16 protein-coding genes are annotated in these 17,548 nt (G+C 69.0%); 8 read left to right on the top strand and 8 right to left on the bottom strand.

Annotated features, from left to right (window positions below):
• The first annotated feature begins 53 nt into the window (after window positions 1-53).
• Window positions 54-1,322 (top strand): glycoside hydrolase family 18 protein, encoded by a 1,269-nt coding sequence (locus AB0E63_RS08145; RefSeq protein WP_360363087.1) that lies wholly within the window; start codon window positions 54-56, stop codon window positions 1,320-1,322.
• Window positions 1,323-1,613: a hypothetical protein gene (locus AB0E63_RS08140; RefSeq protein WP_360363085.1), complete on the top strand. Its 291-nt coding sequence runs from the start codon at window positions 1,323-1,325 to the stop codon at window positions 1,611-1,613.
• Window positions 1,614-1,723: 110 nt separating this feature from the next.
• Here AB0E63_RS08140 and AB0E63_RS08135 read toward each other — a convergent pair whose 3' ends face one another.
• The gene (locus AB0E63_RS08135) at window positions 1,724-2,689 is read right to left on the bottom strand and encodes a helix-turn-helix domain-containing protein (protein WP_360363083.1); all 966 of its coding nucleotides are present in this window, start codon (window positions 2,687-2,689) and stop codon (window positions 1,724-1,726) included.
• 71 nt (window positions 2,690-2,760) lie between these two features.
• Here AB0E63_RS08135 and AB0E63_RS08130 point away from each other — a divergent pair, with 71 nt between their 5' ends.
• Window positions 2,761-3,072: a cupin domain-containing protein gene (locus AB0E63_RS08130; RefSeq protein ID WP_360363081.1), complete on the top strand. Its 312-nt coding sequence runs from the start codon at window positions 2,761-2,763 to the stop codon at window positions 3,070-3,072.
• Here AB0E63_RS08130 and AB0E63_RS08125 read toward each other — a convergent pair whose 3' ends face one another.
• Both AB0E63_RS08125 and AB0E63_RS08120 read right to left on the bottom strand, forming a co-directional pair.
• A complete protein-coding gene (locus AB0E63_RS08125; protein ID WP_360363079.1) occupies window positions 3,073-4,014 on the bottom strand; it encodes a hypothetical protein in 942 nt (313 codons plus the stop codon).
• 71 nt (window positions 4,015-4,085) lie between these two features.
• The gene (locus AB0E63_RS08120) at window positions 4,086-5,072 is read right to left on the bottom strand and encodes a pirin family protein (protein ID WP_360363077.1); all 987 of its coding nucleotides are present in this window, start codon (window positions 5,070-5,072) and stop codon (window positions 4,086-4,088) included.
• A 171-nt stretch (window positions 5,073-5,243) separates the two neighbouring features.
• On the opposite strand from AB0E63_RS08120, the gene AB0E63_RS08115 reads away from it, so the two are divergent.
• The 3 genes from AB0E63_RS08115 to AB0E63_RS08105 all read left to right on the top strand — a co-directional run bounded on the left by AB0E63_RS08115 (window position 5,244) and on the right by AB0E63_RS08105 (window position 8,590).
• On the top strand, window positions 5,244-7,271 hold the full coding sequence (locus AB0E63_RS08115; RefSeq protein ID WP_360363075.1) for a glycosyltransferase family 39 protein: 2,028 nt from the start codon (window positions 5,244-5,246) through the stop codon (window positions 7,269-7,271).
• 154 nt (window positions 7,272-7,425) lie between these two features.
• Window positions 7,426-8,283, top strand: coding sequence for a bifunctional methylenetetrahydrofolate dehydrogenase/methenyltetrahydrofolate cyclohydrolase (locus AB0E63_RS08110; RefSeq protein ID WP_360363073.1), 858 nt, complete (start codon window positions 7,426-7,428; stop codon window positions 8,281-8,283).
• Between the two features lie 37 nt (window positions 8,284-8,320).
• Window positions 8,321-8,590 carry a DUF3017 domain-containing protein gene (locus AB0E63_RS08105; protein ID WP_360363273.1) on the top strand — a complete coding sequence of 90 codons (270 nt, stop codon included), beginning with the start codon at window positions 8,321-8,323 and terminating at the stop codon, window positions 8,588-8,590.
• Window positions 8,591-8,664: 74 nt separating this feature from the next.
• Here AB0E63_RS08105 and purH read toward each other — a convergent pair whose 3' ends face one another.
• Genes purH through AB0E63_RS08090 form a run of 3 tightly spaced genes read right to left on the bottom strand, consistent with a single transcriptional unit; the run spans window position 8,665 to window position 12,120 of the window.
• Window positions 8,665-10,224, bottom strand: coding sequence for a bifunctional phosphoribosylaminoimidazolecarboxamide formyltransferase/IMP cyclohydrolase (gene purH, locus AB0E63_RS08100; RefSeq protein WP_360363071.1), 1,560 nt, complete (start codon window positions 10,222-10,224; stop codon window positions 8,665-8,667).
• A complete protein-coding gene (gene purN, locus AB0E63_RS08095) occupies window positions 10,221-10,853 on the bottom strand; it encodes a phosphoribosylglycinamide formyltransferase (protein ID WP_360363069.1) in 633 nt (210 codons plus the stop codon). Before purN ends, purH begins: the two co-directional genes overlap by 4 nt.
• A gap of 10 nt (window positions 10,854-10,863) precedes the next feature.
• Entirely contained in the window at window positions 10,864-12,120 is a 1,257-nt protein-coding gene (locus AB0E63_RS08090; RefSeq protein WP_360363067.1) for a DUF6350 family protein, read from the bottom strand.
• A gap of 175 nt (window positions 12,121-12,295) precedes the next feature.
• Between AB0E63_RS08090 and AB0E63_RS08085 the strand changes: the two genes are divergently transcribed.
• Window positions 12,296-13,630, top strand: coding sequence for a hypothetical protein (locus tag AB0E63_RS08085; protein ID WP_360363065.1), 1,335 nt, complete (start codon window positions 12,296-12,298; stop codon window positions 13,628-13,630).
• A gap of 51 nt (window positions 13,631-13,681) precedes the next feature.
• Here the strand turns inward: AB0E63_RS08085 and sucD are convergent, their stop codons facing one another.
• A complete protein-coding gene (gene sucD, locus AB0E63_RS08080) occupies window positions 13,682-14,587 on the bottom strand; it encodes a succinate--CoA ligase subunit alpha (RefSeq protein ID WP_360363063.1) in 906 nt (301 codons plus the stop codon).
• Window positions 14,588-14,601: 14 nt separating this feature from the next.
• Window positions 14,602-15,774, bottom strand: a complete 1,173-nt coding sequence (gene sucC / locus AB0E63_RS08075; RefSeq protein WP_360363061.1) for an ADP-forming succinate--CoA ligase subunit beta — start codon at window positions 15,772-15,774, stop codon at window positions 14,602-14,604.
• Window positions 15,775-15,902: 128 nt separating this feature from the next.
• Between sucC and AB0E63_RS08070 the strand changes: the two genes are divergently transcribed.
• Window positions 15,903-17,546 (top strand): glycoside hydrolase family 13 protein, encoded by a 1,644-nt coding sequence (locus AB0E63_RS08070; RefSeq protein ID WP_360363059.1) that lies wholly within the window; start codon window positions 15,903-15,905, stop codon window positions 17,544-17,546.
• The last annotated feature ends 2 nt before the right edge of the window (window positions 17,547-17,548 follow it).

The following is a 17,548-nucleotide window of genomic DNA, read 5'->3' as shown; positions in this document are numbered from 1 at the left end:
CCGGCCTACTGTGTGCGCAATTCGTCCCTTGGACCGCCCGATGGGGGTTGCAAATGAAACGTCGGAGCGTGGGGTTGCTGGTGGCGTCCGCGGTGGTGCTGGCGGGGGTCTCCGCCGTACCGGCCGAAGCACACGGCAGCGACAAGCGCGTGGTGGGGTACTACACCAACTGGAGTGGGTACGCCCGGAACTTCCTGGTCAGCGATCTGGTCAAGAACGGGTCGGCGGCCCGGCTGACCCAGATCAACTACGCGTTCGGATTCGTCGACGCACAGGGGAACTGCGTGAGCAGCGACCCGTGGGCCGACTACCAGCGGCCGTTCACCGCCGAGCAGAGCGTCAACGGCACGGCCGACGCACCCGGGCAGGTGCTCAACGGCAATCTCAACCAGCTCAAGCAGTTGAAGCAGAAGTACCCGAAGCTGCACATCAGCATCTCGCTCGGCGGCTGGACCGGCTCGGCCACCTTCTCCGACGCCGCCCTCACTCCGGCGTCGCGAGCCGCGCACGTGAAGTCGTGCCTGGACATGTGGCTGAAGGGCAACCTGCCCGGCCTGCCCGCGGGCGCGGCGAAGGGGATCTTCGACGGGATCGACCTCGACTGGGAGTGGCCCGGCAGCGAAGGCAATCCGGGCAACGTGATCCGGCCCGAGGACAAGCAGAACTTCACCGCCCTCGTGCACGAGTACCGCACGCAGTTGGACCGGCTGTCCCGGCCCGGTCGCTACAACCTGACCGCGTTCCTGCCGGCGAACCCGACGATGATCGACAACGGCTTCGAGGTCCGCAAACTGTTCAAGGACCTGACCTTCGGTACGACGCAGGGCTACGACTACCACGGCCCCTGGGAACAACTGACGAACCAGCAGTCGGCGATCGACGGACCGAAGGCCGATCCGACCACGCCGGAGTTCAGCTCGCAGGTGACGATCGACGCCTACCTGTCCCGCGGTGCGCCGCGGAGCAAGCTGGTGATGGGCGTGCCGTTCTACTCCCACGGCTGGACCGGCGTGACGAACCAGAACAACGGCCTGTTCCAGCCGTCGACCGGTCCCGCACCGGCGACGTTCGAGGCCGGTACCGAGGACTACCGCTACCTCAAGGCGACCCTGTCCAACTACACCGTCTACCGGGACAACAAGGCCGGATTCGCCTGGCTGTTCGACGGTACGACGTTCTGGACCTGGGACGACCCGGTCGAGATGAAGCGCAAGGCGCAGTACATCTCGCACCGCGATCTCGGCGGCGCGATGATCTGGTCGCTCGACGGTGATACCGCAAATGGGGAGCTGATCTCGGCGTTGCACCGTAATCTTCGGTGAGTGGATCTTGACGCTCTGGTGGATCGGTTCGGCGCTTCCGGCGCCGAGCCGATCCACCTCGGGAACTCCGCGGCGACCGTCGTACGGCTCGATCGTGGGCCGGAACGCCTTTACTACAAGGCCGGACCGGGGATCGACGCCGAGGCGGACCGGCTCGCTTGGCTCGGTGCGACCGGGTTCCCCTGTCCGCGGATCGTTGATCGCGGCAACAACTGGCTGCTGACCAGCGAACCGGCATTCTCGACCTCAGCCGACTCGGCGCCGGAGATCGGTACGTCGATCTCGCGCTGATGTTCAAGAGCCTCCGCGGCGAGCTCAAATCCCCAGTACGGCGGATCGTCGGCCGCTCGCCGTTTCGTCGAGACGTACGGAGCGGATCCGGACGACCCGCGCATCGCCTACTACATCGACCTCGACAACTCCGGGGACTTCATCGGGGACTTCTGAGCGCGGAAGGCGCGCCGGTAGGCGCTGGGGGTCGTTCGCAGGGCGGTGCGGAAGCGGCGGCGCAGGTTGGTGGCCGACGACAGGCCGACGCGGGTGGCGATCGTGTCGACCGGGAGGTCGGTTTCCTCCAGCAGGACTCGGGTTCTGGCGATGCGCTGGGCGAGCAGCCATTGTCCGGGCGCCGTACCGAGTTGCTCGTCGAAGCGGCGGGCGAGCGTCCGCGGTGAGACGTTGAGCCTGGCCGCGAGGTCGTCGACGGTGATCGGCTCGGCGAGGTTGTCGGTGGCCCAGTCGAGTATGCCGCCCAGTGACTGGGTGGACTGTGGGGCCTCGGTCCGGTACTGCACCTGACCACCCTCGCGATGCGGCGGCATCACCATCCGTCGGGCGACCTGAGCGGCGTACGCGGCGCCGTGGTCGTTGCGGACGAGTTGGAGGCACAGGTCGATCCCGGTGCCGGAGCCGCCGCTCGTCGCGATGTCACCGTGGTCGATGTAGAGCACGTCGGGATCCACCTGCACAGCGGGGAAGCTGCGCTGCAGCTCGTCGGCGTACCGCCAGTGGGTGGTGATCCGGCGGCCATCGAGCAGGCCGGTCGCGGCCAGCGCGTACGCCCCCGAGCAGATGCTGACCAGGCGAGCTCCCCGCCGATGCGCCCGGCCGAGCGCGCGCAGTACGACGGAAGACGGCTCACGGCCGATCGGCAGCCAGCCGGGGACGATGATCGTGTCGGCCCGGTCGAGGGCACGCAGCCCGGAGGTGACCAGCATGTCGAAGCCCTCGGTGGTCCGGATCGGGCCGGGCCGTTCGGTGCACACGCTGAAGCGGTAGCGCTCGGTGCGGAACACCGCCGCCGCGCACCCCAGTTCGAAGCTCGCCTGCGGTGCCGTCACGAGCGCGACGACACGATGCTGGTCCATGGCAGAAAAGTACCTGATCAGGACTATCCAGACACTGGGGACAAGCCTGTGGAAAACTGCATGATCGAGGCATGCAGACCTTCGAGTCGGCGTCCGTCGCCGACGTACCCGTGCGCGAACTCTTCCCCGGCATCAGGCTGCGGTCGCTGTGGTCCGGCGGCGTCGCCACGGCCCATGTGCTCGAGATGGACCCCGGCTCCAGCTGGGAGGGCATAGACGTCCACGAGCCCGGGCCGGAGGAGGTGTACGTCGTCGACGGCGTCTTCAACGACGGGACCCGCGACTACCCGGCCGGCTCGTTCATCCATTGCCCGGCCGGGTCGTCGCACGTACCTCAGTCAGCGCAGGGGTGCACCCTGTTCCTCTTCTACCCGGAGGGCTGATCAGGACTTGCCGAGTTGGACCACGTCGAAGTCGGTACCGGGCGGAGCGCCGGGCCCGAACGGCGGCGGGGTCCCGAGGTCGCGGCGCCCGTTGACCAGCGCGAGCCGGTGGCCGTCCTCCGCGATCGTGGTCGGCATCCGGAACAGGTCGTCGGTGACGACCTCGGTGATGCGGCCCCTGGTCAGGTCGCGGCTGAGTTTCACCCTGACCAGGCGGTTCGCGAAGTTCTCCACGACCCACAAGGTCCTGCCGTCCAGCAGGATGCCGCCCGGCGCACCAGCAGTGAGCTCCCCGCCGGTGATGTCGATGGCCCGGCTGGCGCCGGTTGCCGGGTCGACCAGGTACAGCGTGGCGCGGGAGGAGTGGGCGAGAATCAGCCGTCTGCCGTCGCGGGTGGCGTCGATGCCGTTCAGGTTCGGGCTGTCGTCCATCACCGCGGCCGGTCCGCTCAGCCGCACGGTCCGCGGTGCGCCGATCCAACCGCGAGGGCCGATCGGGATCTTGTAGACCACCGGCTTGAACGTATCGGTGAAGTAGGCGGCGTTGCCGGTCACCGTGACGTCGTTGATCAAGGTGTTGGTGGTGCGGGTCAGCCTCAGGTCCGCGACCGTCGAACCGCCGTTGGTGCTGTACACGAACGCGTGTCCAGTGGCACCGCCGGCGACCCAGAGCCGCTTGGCGGACCGCCCGACCCGCATCCCGACGGCTGCCCGGCCCGGCGGCGCGTGGACGAAGATCTGCCCGGCACCGGTCCGCAGGCTTCCTCGATAGATGTCACCGCTGGTCAGCGATCCCACGTAGAACGTGTCCTTCGGGCCGGTGGCGATGCCGTCGGGCTGGAAGTCGACCGGCAAGGGAACCGAGGCCGGGAACGGTGTCGTCGGCCTGCTCGCCAGCGCCACTGCGGGCGCGCCCCGCGCCGGCTTACGGAAACGCGACATGTTGCCCCCCTGAAACCCCGATCCCCTTGTTTTTAAGGTAGAACCGGGGCTTCAGGTTGTCCAGGTCAGACCTACTCGGTACTGCGCAGCTCCGTCGGCGCACCGTGGACCGCCGGGATGGTTCCGAGCTTGCCGGCCTGGAAGTCCTCGAAGGCCTGGATGACCTCGGCGCGCGTGTTCATCACGAACGGTCCGGCCATCGCGACAGGCTCGCGAATCGGGCGGCCGCCGAGGACGAGGACGTCGAGGTTGGGTTCGGCCTGCGACTGCGTCGTACTGGCCGCCGTACGGATCGTGTCGCCGGGGCCGAACGCGGCGAGCTGACCCTTGCGGATCGGCCGGCGCTCGGCGCCGACGGTGCCCTGACCCGCGAGGACGTAGACGAGCGCGTTGTAGTCCGGCTGCCACGGGAGCACGAGCTCGGCACCCGGGCTGACGGTCGCGTGCACCAAGGTGATCGGGGTGTGAGTCGAGCCGGGGCCGTCGTGGCCGTCGACCGAGCCCGCGATCACGCGGATCAGCGCGCCGCCGTCCGCGGTGGACAGCAGGGCCGAGTCACCGCCACGGATGTCCTGGTAGCGCGGCGGCGCCCACTTCTGCGCCTTCGGCAGGTTCACCCAGAGCTGGATGCCGTGGAACAGGCCGCCGCTCAGCACCAGGTGCTCTGGCGGGGTCTCGATGTGCAGAAGCCCGCTTCCGGCAGTCATCCACTGCGTGTCGCCGTTGGAGATGACACCGCCGCCGCCGTTGGAGTCCTGGTGCTCCATGATCCCGTCGAGCATGTAGGTGACGGTCTCGAACCCACGGTGCGGGTGCCACGGCGTCCCTTTCGGCTCACCCGGCGCGTACTCGACCTCACCCATCTGGTCCATGTGAATGAACGGGTCCAGATCACGCAGATCCACGCCCGCGAACGCGCGCCGCACCGGGAACCCCTCACCTTCGTATCCACTCGGGGCGGAGGTCACCGACTTCACCGCCCGCTCCTGCGCGACGGCCGGATCCGGCTGATGAACGCGGGGCAGCACAGTGATGTCACTGACGGTCACGGCGGGCATGGGCTTCTCCTTGCTCGGGTAGTTCAAGAATAAACTATCTGCCTCAACCGGGGCAAGCGAGTGCGCATTCCCGGATGGGCTCACAGGAAGCTCCCAGCGCACGTCCAGGGTGGTGGGAGTCCGGCTTGTCATCGTTCGAGTGGAACCTCTCGAACGGACTGGAGAAGACCGATGACGACCGTGCTCGATCGACCCCGCACCACCGCCGAGCCGCTCAGTGCCGACCCGCCGGCGCGACCACCGGGCCGGCTCCCGCGGCTCATGCGTGGGCCGGCTGAACAGGCGGCGTATGTTCGACCGGCCGCGCTCTCACTGCTGATCGGCACGGCCTTCCTCTACCTGTGGAACTTGACCGCCTCCGGGTACGGCAACAGCTTCTACGCCGCGGCCGAGCTGGCGGGGACACAAAGCTGGAAGGCCTGGCTGTTCGGCTCGCTCGACGCGGGCAACGCGATCACGGTCGACAAACCACCGGCCGCGCTCTGGGTCGCGACCGCGTTCGCGCGGGTCTTCGGGTTCAACAGCTTCACTGTGCTGGCTCCGCAAGCGCTGATGGGGATCGCCGCCGTCGGGCTGCTCTATCTGACCGTGAAGCGCGTGTCCGGTCCGGTGGCCGGGCTGATCGCCGGGTCCGCGCTGGCGTTGACGCCGGTCGCCGTACTGATGTTCCGGTTCAACAACCCCGATGCGCTGCTCGTGCTGCTGATAGTGGTGGCGGCGTACTTCGTCGTACGTTCGCTGGAGAAGGCGTCGGCCCGGTGGCTGGCGCTGGCGGGGGTGGCAATCGGGTTCGCGTTCCTGACCAAGATGGGGCAGGCGTTCCTGGTGCTGCCGGCGTTCGCGCTGGTGTATCTGATCGCGGCGCCGACGTCGGTGCGGCGACGGTTGCTGCATCTGTTCGGTGCCTTGGGTGCGGTGACCGTGAGTGCCGGTTGGTACGTCGCGCTGGTGGAACTGTGGCCCGCGTCCAGTCGCCCGTACATCGGTGGATCTACCAACAACTCGCTGCTGGAGCTTGCGCTCGGCTACAACGGGCTCGGGCGGCTGTTGGGCGGTTCGGGCAACGGTGGTGGCGGAGGCGGCGGCGGGAACACCGGATTTGGTGGGAGCGCGGGGATCACGCGGATGTTCGGTGACGCGTTCGGTACCGAGATCTCTTGGTTGTTGCCTGCGGCGTTGATCGCGCTGGTCGGTGGGTTGTGGCTGACGCGTCGTGCACCGCGGACCTCACTTGTCCGGGCCGGGCTGGTGCTGTTCGGCGGTTGGCTGATCGTGACCGCGCTGGTCTTCAGCTTCATGAGTGGGACCGTTCATCCGTACTACGCGGTCGCGCTGGCGCCGGCGATCGCCGGGCTGGTGGCGATGGGGGTTCGGATCGCTTGGCAGCAGCGGGCTTCGCTGGCGGCGCGGGTGACGTTGGCTGCGATGGTGCTGGCGACGGGCGCGTGGGACTACGTGTTGCTCGCCCGGACCGCGGACTTCGTGCCGTGGGTGAAGTACGTCGTACTCGCGGTTGGTTTGATTGGTGCAGTGCTCGTGGTCGGTAGTCGTCGGGTGCGGCGGCTGGTGCCGGCTGTGGTGCTGGCGTTGGTGGTGTCGCTTGGGCTGGGGAGTACGGCGTACGCGGTGTCGACTGCATCGCATACCCACAACGGGTCGATCCCGACGTCAGGCCCCAGCAACAGCGCAATGGGCGGCGGCGGCACCGGCGGCTCGGGCGGAACCCCACCAAGCCGCTCCGGCTCCACCCAGGGCATCGCCGGCTCGGGAACCACGGGCTCAAGCACGACCGGCTCGGGCTCGGTCGGGACGACCGGCTCCTCATCCGAGACGGAGTCGGCTCAAGGCGGCGGGATGGGTGGGGATTCCTCGGCCAGCAGTGAGCTGACTGCTTTGCTGGAGAAGACGACCACGACCTGGGCCGCCGCCACCAGCGGTTCCCAGTCGGCGGCCTCGCTCGAGCTCGCCACCGGCAAGCCCGTCATCGCCATCGGCGGCTTCAGCGGCACCGACGACGCGCCTACCCCGGCCCAGTTCAAGGAATGGGTCGCCGAAGGCAAGATCGCCTACTACATCTCCGGCGGCCAAGGCGGAGGCGGCGGCAACTCATCCGCAGCCTCCGAGATCCAAGCCTGGGTCACCGCCAACTACACCGCCACCACCGTCGGCAACACCACCGTCTACAACCTGGTCAGCTGACGAACCGCCAGGCCATCACAATTCGACAGCTCGGCCGGGCGCCCCGCGTGGCAGCCCGGCCGAGCGCTGATTGTGATGGCCTGGCGGTCCGCATCCAACGCCACCAGGGGCTGGGATGCGGGGAGCGAGTGCGCGCATGGCAGACTCTGGTGGCGTGACGGCGCAGATTCTGGACGGTAAGGCGACGGCGGCGGCGATCAAGGACGAGTTGAAGGTCCGGGTCGCGAAGCTGGCCGAGCAGGGCGTAGTACCCGGGCTCGGCACGATCCTGGTCGGGGACGACCCGGGCAGCCGGGCGTACGTGGCGGGTAAGCACCGCGACTGCGCGGCGGTCGGGATCTCGTCGATCCAGGTCGAGCTGCCGGCGACCGCGACCCAGGACGAGATCGCCACGAAGGTCCGCGAGCTCAACGAGAACCCGGACTGCACCGGCTTCATCGTCCAACTGCCGCTCCCCAAGCACGTCGACACGAACGAGATCCTCGGCCTGATCGACCCGGTCAAGGACGCCGACGGCCTGCACCCGGTCAGCCTCGGCAAGCTCGTCCTCGGCCAGGACGGTCCGCTGCCGTGCACGCCGAAGGGCTGTGTGGAGATCCTGCGGCGGTACGACGTACCGATCGCCGGAGCCCACGTGGTCGTTGTCGGCCGCGGCGTCACCGCTGGCCGGCCGATGGGGCTGCTGTTCACCCGGCGGAGCGAGAACGCGACCGTGACCCAGTGCCACACCGGCACCACCGACCTCGCCGCGGTCGTCCGTACGGGCGACATCGTGATCGCCGCCGCCGGTTCGGCCGGCCTGATCACCGCCGACATGGTGAAGCCGGGCGCCGTACTCCTCGACGTCGGCACCAGCCGGAACGCTGAGGGCAAGATCGTCGGCGACATCGAGGAGGCCGCCCGTGAGCAGGCCGCGTGGATCGCCCCGATGCCCGGCGGCATCGGCCCGATGACCCGCGCGATGCTCCTCACCAACGTCGTCGAAGCGGCCGAAGCGAGCCTGGCCGGATGAGCGGCGGCCGGACGATCGAGACGAGCGTGACGTGCTGATGGCGGGGGAAGCCCAGCGCCGCAACGAATGGCCCCTGGTCCTGTCGCTGCTGGTGGCGGCGACCGGTCTCGTCGTCCTCACCTTCTACAACTGGCGCAACGGCGTCATCATCTTCGCCGGCAGCGTGGTCCTCGCCGGCCTCCTCCGAGCCACCCTCTCAGACACCGCCGCCGGCCTCCTCCACGTCCGAGGCCGCATGTTCGACACCGCCTTCCTCCTGGCCACCGGCGCCGCCATCATCACCCTGGGCCTCATAGTCCCGAACTAGCCGTGGGGTTTCCCTGGCGTCCTTTGGGCCGGTGCCCGGCACGGGGGACACCGGGTGTCGTGCCGGCTTGCGTTCTAGTGGAAGAAGTGGCGGGTGCCGGTGAAGTACATGGTGATGCCGGCCTTGGCGGCGGCTTCGATGGCTGCCTCGTCCCGGATGGAGCCGCCGGGCTGGACTACTGCTTTGACGCCACCCTCGATGAGGACCTCCAGGCCGTCGGGGAAGGGGAAGAAGGCGTCGGAGGCGGCGACGGAGCCGGTGGCGCGGTCGCCGGCTCGGGAGACGGCCAGGCGGCAGGAGTCCACGCGGTTGACCTGGCCCATGCCGACGCCGACCGAGGCGCCGTCGGAAGCCAGCAGGATCGCGTTGGACTTGACCGCGCGGCAGGCCTTCCAGGCGAACGCGAGGTCGGCGAGAACCTCCGGGGAGGCAGGGTCGCCGGCCGCGAGCGTCCACGCGGACGGGTCGTCGCCGGACGCCTGGAAGCGATCGCGGTGCTGCAGCAGCAGACCACCACTGATCGCCCGCATCTCGACGGCGTCGCCCTCGGCGGCCGAAGGCGCGACCAGGAGCCGGATGTTCTTCTTGCCCTGCAGGATCTCGACCGCGCCGTCGTCGTACGCCGGTGCGACGAGCACCTCGGTGAAGATCTCCGCGACCTGCTTGGCCATGTCCACCGACACGGGCCGGTTGGTCGCGATCACACCGCCGTACGCCGAGACCGGATCGCACTCGTGGGCCCGGCGGTGCGCCTCGGCGATGTCCTTGCCGACCGCGATCCCGCACGGGTTCGCGTGCTTGATGATCGCCACCGCCGGCTCACTGAAGTCATAGGCCGTACGACGGGCAGCGTCGGCGTCGACGTAGTTGTTGTACGACATCTCCTTGCCGTGCAGCTGCGCCGCCGCGGCGAGACCGTCCGAGCCGTTGCGGTACAGCGCCGCCGGCTGGTGCGGGTTCTCGCCATACCGCAGTACGGCGGACCGGTCCCAAGCCGACCCGATCCAGCGCGGGAACCCGGTCCCGTCACTGGTGTCGGTCAGCACGTTGCCCATCCAGGATGCAACGGCCAGGTCGTACTCCGCAGTGTGTACGAACGCATCCGCTGCCAGCCGCTGCCGCTGCTCCAGCGAGAAGCCACCCTCACCCAAAGCCGCGACGACCTCGCCGTACCGCGACGGAGACACCACAACAGCCACGTTGGCGTGGTTCTTGGCCGCGCCACGCACCATCGACGGCCCACCGATGTCGATCTGCTCGATGCACTCGTCCACCGACGCGCCGGACGCGACGGTCTCGGTGAACGGATACAGGTTGCTCACCAGCAGGTCGAACGGCTCGACCCGCATCTCGGACAACTGCTCGACGTGGTCGGGCTTGCGGACGTCGGCGAGCAGACCGGCGTGCACCATCGGGTGCAGCGTCTTGACCCGCCCGTCCAGGCACTCCGGGAACCCGGTCAGCTCCTCGACCTTGGTCACCGGTACGCCGGCCGCCGCGATCCGGCCCGCGGTGGAACCGGTCGACACGATCTGGACGCCGGCCTCGGACAGTGCCTTCGCGAGCTCCTCCAGACCGGTCTTGTCGTAGACGCTGATCAGCGCCCGGCGGATCGGCCTGCGGTCGGTGCTCACTTCAGTCGAACCTTTCGTCCGGTGATGGTCCAGCCCTCGCGGACGAGGCGGCCGACCCACTCCACCAACTGGCGGCGTTCGACCTCCTTGATCCGTTCGGTCAGGGTTTCTTCGGTGTCGTCGTCGGCAACGTCTACGACGACCTGGGCGATGATCGGCCCGGTGTCGACGCCGCCGTCCACGAAGAACAACGTCGCCCCGGCGACCTTCACGCCGTACTCGAGCGCGTCCCGGGGTCCGTGGATGCCGGGGAAGGCGGGCAGCAGCGCGTTGTGCGTGTTGATGTACCGGTCGCCGAAAGCCTCGAGGAAGTCGTCACCGACGAGCTTCAGGAACCCGGCCGACACCACCAGGTCGGGCTTGTACTCCGCGACCGACGCGGTCAGCGCACGATCCCAGTCGGCCCGCTCCGCGTAGTCCTTCACCTTGTGCACGAAGCTCGGCACTCCGGCGGTCGCGGCCCGGTCCAGCCCGGCGATCCCCTCCCGGTCGGCACCGACGGCGACGACCTGAGCGCCGTACGCCGGGTCGGCGGAGGCGTCCAGGAGGGCCTGCAGGTTCGAACCCGACCCTGACACGAGCACGACGAGGCGTGCTGGCTCGGGCGTGGGCGCAACCGGGTCTGTCACGCGCCAAACCTTATCCCGCGGCGTCGGCCTCGCTGTCAGCCGGTCGGCGGGAGGCGGCCACCGCGGCCGTGATCGAGGCCCCGATCGCGATCCCCGCGGCCAGTACGCCGGCCGCCGGCAGCGCGGCCGGGATCCCGACGGCCGACATCCGGCCTGGTCCGGCCGAACCACCCGACATCGCCATCAGCGCGTACAGCAGCACCCCGGCGAGCAGGGCCGCGATACCGCCACGCAGCGCGAACGCGTCCCAGCCGAGCGCGTCAGCGTCCTGATCCGCGAGCCCACGCCGCACCACGACCAGTCCGGCGACCACACCAGCGGCCAGCGGCACCACGGCGGTCAGTGCGAGCAAGTACGTCGGCGTCGCGCCATCCGCGGGTACGGCGGCCAGCAGCGGAAGCGCGGGCAGGTTCCCGACATCCACTCCGGTCGGGGCGATCGTCGTACCCACTCCCAGCTGGAATCCGGGTCCGGCGAGGAAGGAGACCACGTACAGGACCATGTTGGGCACCAGCATCAGGCAGATGGCGAACAGCACCACCGACCCCATCACACCGGCGTCCAGCAGCTCCAGCATCCCGGTGATCCGGGAGAAGTGGATCGCCAGCAGTACGCCGTACAGGACGGAGGCGATCGCGATCACGGTCAGTACGGCGGCCACCGCGGCCGGCACGGTGTCCCGCAACCCCTTGGGAGTCGCGTCGGCGATGTCCTGGGCCGCACCGGACTCGACCAGTACGCCGAGGGTGCCGGCGACCAGAGCGAGTGAGGCGGCCCCGAGGAACGCGGACAGCGGGGCAACCTTGAGCGCACCGTCGGCCGTGAGCAATGCCACGACGAGCGCACCGAGTCCGTAGACGCCGGCGAACACCCCGGAGAGCAGGATCAGGTCCTTGGTCCGGTCGGCCGCGCTGCTACGGGCGGCGGACTTGCCACCGCGATACAGGCACCAGGCGAAGAAGAAGGTCAGACCGAGAGGTGCGACCGTCAGGGAACCGCTCCCGAGCGTCACTCCGGCCTTGTGGGCGACCAGCCATGCCGACGCGCCCGCGCGGATCGCTCCGGAGGCGCCACCGAAGGTCGCGGCCAGCCAACCGATCACAGCGACCGCCGCACACGTCAGGAGTCCGGTGAGCAGGCAGGCGCCGGCGGAGATCACGGCCGAGACGACCACGGGCTTGGTCGGGGCAGTGACCTCGGGGGCGGGCCCGGGAGCCTGGTGTGGTCCGCCGTCACGGGCACCCGGGCGGCTCAGCATGTCGGTCATCTGACATCCATCGTCACCCCGTCGCTGGACACCACTCGTCCTGACACGCCGGATATGGAAGACTTCAGCCCGCTCGCTCACGCTCGGTTCCCGCTTCTTGACCTGTGGGTAGCTGTTTGTGAGCGGCAAGGGTCCACCGGGTACTGTCGGGTGGAATCAGTCAGGAGGTCGAGCTTTGGCCGGTTCCCACCGCGCACCACGCGGCGGCGGTCGCGCCGCTGCCCGGGAAGCGCGCCGGCAGAAGGCGCGCAAGCGGAACCAGACGATCGCAGCCGGTGCGGCGGTCGTGGTGCTGGTCGGCGGCGGCGGCGTCGCGGCGCTGAACGCGTTCGGCGGCGACAACTCGTCCGGTCCGAAGATCGGCAACGGTCCGTCCGACGACAAGCCGTCCAACCCGGACCTGCTGGCCGACAACAAGGTGCTGCTCGACGGCACCAGCGCGAAGCCGCTGTCCGCGACCGGCGCCTGGGCGGTCACCAAGACCGATGACGGCGGCACCGCCCCGGACAGGGCGTTCGTCTGCCAGTCCCAGCGCTTCGCCGACCCGGCCGGGCTGCGCACCTGGGTCCGCACGCTCCAGAACTCGGCCACCAGGGACACCGCGGTCCAGTACGTCGAGGTGTCGAGCGACAAGGCCGCCGCGGGTAAGGCGTACAGCTCGATCGTCGGCTGGCTGAGCCAGTGCGCGGTCGCGCAGACCCGACTCACCGCGAGCTACGTCACCACCGGGGTCGGCGAGCGCGGTGTGCTCGCGGTCTTCGGCCAGCCGTCCGGCACCAAGACGAAGTACAAGACGATCGCGGTCTCGCTGGCCGGCCAGGCCACCGTGGTGCTCGAGCACGACACCATCTCGGCCACGCCGCCCAAGCCGGACGCGGTCCTGGCCGCGGCGAATCTCGGAGTGAAGAAGATCTGCGCCCAGTCCGGCGGCTGCGGCACCGCGGCACCGGTGGCGACGGCCGGCCTGCTGCCCGCCACCGACTCTCCTGGGTTCATGGCGCCGGTCGACCTGCCGGTGCTGGCCGACATCGACAAGCCGTGGGTCAGCAGCCCGGGCGCGAAGAGCACTGCCGGCACCGGGTGCGAGAAGATCAACTTCAAGACCGCGAAGGCAACGAAGTACGGCACGCTCACCTACGTCACGCCGGAGGCGAAGGTGCCGACCGAGTTCGGCCTCGACGACACGGTCGCGAAGTTCGCCACCCCGACGGCGGCGGCCGGTTTCGTCACCCAGATCCGCAAGAACGTCGACGGCTGCGAGAAGGCGGTCTCGAACGCGAAGGTGGAGTCCACCGGCTCGATCGCGACCAGCACGATCAAGGGCGAGAGCTGGCTGGCGACGTACGACACCGGGAACGGGAAGAAGTTCACCTACCGGATCGGCATCGCGGGGTCCGGGGATCGCGCGGTCTACGTGCTGTTCCCGGTGCTGAAGGACCTGGACATCTCGGACACGGCGTTCAACGAGACCGTGATCCGGGCCGCTGAACGATCGGCGTCGTACAAGTAGAACCACAGAACGGGACCTGCGAGCGCAGGTCCCGTTCTCTTGGTGCCTGAGTTACTTGGTCAGGCCCTGCATGATCTCGCGCATCAGGTTGGCGGTCTCGGTCGGCGTCTTGCCGACCTTCACGCCGACGGCCTCGAGGGCTTCCTGCTTCGCGGCCGCCGTACCGGACGAGCCGGACACGATCGCGCCCGCGTGGCCCATCGTCTTGCCCTCCGGCGCGGTGAAGCCGGCCACGTAGCCGACGACGGGCTTGGTCACGTTCTCCTTGATGAACGCGGCCGCCCGCTCCTCGGCGTCGCCACCGATCTCACCGATCATCACGATCGCGTCGGTGTCCGGGTCGTTCTGGAACGCGGCCAGCGCGTCGATGTGCGTCGTACCGATGATCGGGTCGCCGCCGATGCCGATCGCGGTGGAGAACCCGAAGTCCCGCAGCTCGTACATCATCTGGTAGGTCAGCGTGCCGGACTTGGAGACCAGGCCGATCCGGCCCTGGCCGGCGATGTCGGCCGGGATGATGCCGGCGTTCGACTCGCCCGGGGTGATGATGCCGGGGCAGTTCGGGCCGATGATCCGAGTGGTCCCGGATGCCTGCGCGGCGGCGAAGAACGCGGCGGTGTCGTGCACCGGCACGCCCTCGGTGATCACCACGACCAGCGGTACGGCGGCCTCGATCGCCTCCAGCACCGCGTCCTTGGTGAACTTCGGCGGCACGAAGATGACCGAGACGTTCGCCCCGGTCTCCTTGACGGCGTCCGCGACGGTGCCGAAGACCGGCACGGCAGTGTTCTGGCCGTCGAAGGCTGGGAATTGAACGCTCTGGCCCGCCTTGCGGGGGTTCACGCCGCCGACGATGTTGGTGCCGGAGGCAAGCATCCGGGTGGTGTGCTTGGTGCCTTCGGAGCCGGTCATGCCCTGGACGATGACCTTGCTGTCCTTGGTCAGGAAGATAGACATTGTTCGGCGATCCCTTACTTCGCAGCCAGCTCGGCGGCGCGCTTGGCGGCGCCGTCCATCGTGTCGACCCGTTCCAGACCGGCGAGGCCCGCCTCGTCGAGGATCCGGCGGCCCTCCTCGGCGTTGTTGCCGTCCAGCCGGACGACCAGCGGCTTGGTGACGTGCTCACCGCGGCTCGCGAGCAGCTCGAACGCCTGCACGATGCCGTTCGCGACCGCGTCACAGGCGGTGATGCCGCCGAAGACGTTGACGAACACGCTCTCCACCTGCGGGTCGGAGATGATGATCTCCAGGCCGTTCGCCATCACCTCGGCGCTCGCACCGCCGCCGATGTCCAGGAAGTTGGCCGGCTTCTGCCCACCGAACTCCTCACCCGCGTACGCGACCACGTCCAGCGTGGACATGACCAGGCCGGCGCCGTTGCCGATGATGCCGACCGAGCCGTCCAGCTTCACGTAGTTCAGGCCCTTGGCCTTGGCCGCCGCCTCCAGCGGGTCGGCCGCCGAGATGTCCTCGAACTCCGCGTGCTCCGGGTGCCGGAAGTCCGCGTTCTCGTCCAGGGTGACCTTGCCGTCCAGCGCCTCGACGTTGCCGTCGGCGAGCTTGACCAGCGGGTTCACCTCGACCAGCGAGGCGTCCTCGGCGATGAAGACGCCGTACAGCTTGACGATCTCCGGTACGACGGCGTCGATCACGTCGGCGGGGTACTTCGCCGCGACGGCGATCTCACGCGCCTTCGCCTCGTCCACTCCGGTGGCCGGGTCGATCGAGATCTGCGCCACCGCGTCCGGGTTGGTGTGCGCGACCTCTTCGATCTCCATGCCGCCGGCGGCCGACGCGATGCAGAGGTAGTTGCGGTTCGCCCGGTCGACCAGGAAGGAGAAGTAGTACTCCTCCGCGATCGCCGCGGCCGGGACGATGTTCAGGATCTTGACGACGTGACCCTTGATGTCCAGGCCGAGGATCTCGCGGGCCTTCTCTTCGGCCTCGTCCGGGCTGCTCGCCAGCTTGACGCCGCCGGCCTTGCCGCGGCCACCGGTCTTCACCTGGGCCTTCACGACCACCCGGCCACCGATCTTCTCGGCCGCCGCGCGGGCTTCCTCCGGCGTGGTGACGACCGCACCCACGGTCGTCCGCACTCCGTGCTTGGCGAAGACCGTCTTCGCCTGGAATTCCATCAGATCCACGAGTGTGGTCCCTCTCTCGCCTGTACGGGATCCTGACACTAGCCACCCTCGCGCTCGGGGCAACAGTCGGGGTCGCCGCTGAGACGACCGTCACAGCCGGTCCGGCTCCTCGTGTCAGGCTAGGTCACATGAGTGACCCAGGAACCAGACCAGCTGACGACTGGTGGCGTAGCGCCGTCGTCTACCAGGTGTACCCGCGCTCCTTCGCCGACGCCGACGGCGACGGGACCGGTGACGTGAACGGCGTCCGGGCCCGGCTGCCGTACCTGGCCGACCTCGGCGTCGACGCGATCTGGATCAGTCCCTGGTACCCGTCCCCGCTGCTCGACGGCGGGTACGACGTGTCCGACTACCGGGACATCAACCCGGAGTTCGGCACCCTGGCGGACGCGGACGCCCTGATCGCGGAGGCGCACGCCCTCGGGCTGCGGATCCTGATCGACCTGGTCCCGAACCACTGCTCCTGGGAGCACCCGTGGTTCAAGGCCGCACTGGCGGCGGGCAAAGGCTCTCCGGAGCGCGACCTCTTCTGGTTCCGCGACGGCAAGAAGGGCGGGCTGCCGCCGACCAACTGGCCGGCCGCGTTCGGTGGCGGCGCGTGGCAGCAGATCGAGGACGGGCAGTGGTATCTGCACCTGTTCGACATCTCCCAGCCGGACTGGAACTGGGACAACCCGAAGGTGATCGAGGAGTTCGACGCGATCCTGCGGTTCTGGTTCGACCGCGGCGTCGACGGGTTCCGGATCGACGTGGCCGACTCGATGGCCAAGGATCCGGCCATGCCCGAAGTGGAGCTGCTGCACAACGGCGATCCGACCCACGAGAAGTACGTCGGCCACCCGTTCTACGACCAGCCGGGAGTGCACACGATCCACCAGCGCTGGCGGGCGATCGCCGACGAGTACGCCGATACGCCGCAGGGACCCCGGGTGTTCGTGGCCGAGGCGTGGTTGTCGCCGGCCGAGCGGCTGGCGCAGTACGTGCGGCCGAACGAACTGCATTCCGCCTTCAACTTCGACGTACTGCAATGTGCCTGGGACGCGACGGAGTTGCGTGAAGTCATCGACCACACCACGGACAACCTGTGGGCCGTCGGGGCACCGGCCACCTGGGTGCTGAGCAACCACGACACGATCCGGCATCGCACGCGGTACGGCCGGAACAAGCGGGACGCGCTGAAGGGTGCGGGCGTCGTCCCCACCGATCTCGAGCTCGGCCGCCGGCGCGCCCGGGCCGCCGTCCTCCTCGAGCTCGCCCTCCCCGGCGGTGCCTACGTCTACCAAGGCGACGAGCTGGGTCTCCCCGAGGTCGAGGACCTGCCGGAGGACGTCCTCGACGACCCCACCTGGGAGCGTTCCGGCCACACCGTCCGCGGTCGCGACGGCTGCCGCGTCCCGATCCCGTGGTCCGGCTCGGAACCGCCGTACGGTTTCGGTCCCGGTACCGATCAGCCCTGGCTGCCCCAGCCCGCCGACTGGGCTCCGCTGACCGCCGAGGCGCAGGCACCCGCACCGGACAGCCACCTCAACCTCTACAAGGCCGCCCTGCGAATCCGCCGCGAGAACCCGGCGCTTGGCGAAGGCCGCCTCACCTGGGACGAGGAGGCTGTCCCCGGCGTCCTCTCCTTCACCCGCGATCCCAGCTTCCGCTGCGTGGTCAACCTCGCCGATGCCCCCGTCGAACTCCCGCCCCACCAGCGAATCCTGCTCACCAGTGAGCCTCTGACCGGCACCCAGCTGCCAACGGATGCCACTGCCTGGCTGGAGATCTGAAA

Origin of the sequence: Kribbella sp. NPDC026596 (genome assembly GCF_040638415.1) — a bacterium.
Lineage (GTDB): Bacteria > Actinomycetota > Actinomycetes > Propionibacteriales > Kribbellaceae > Kribbella.
Note: the sequence above shows the minus strand (reverse complement) of the source record. Positions and strands in the feature narration are given on the sequence as shown.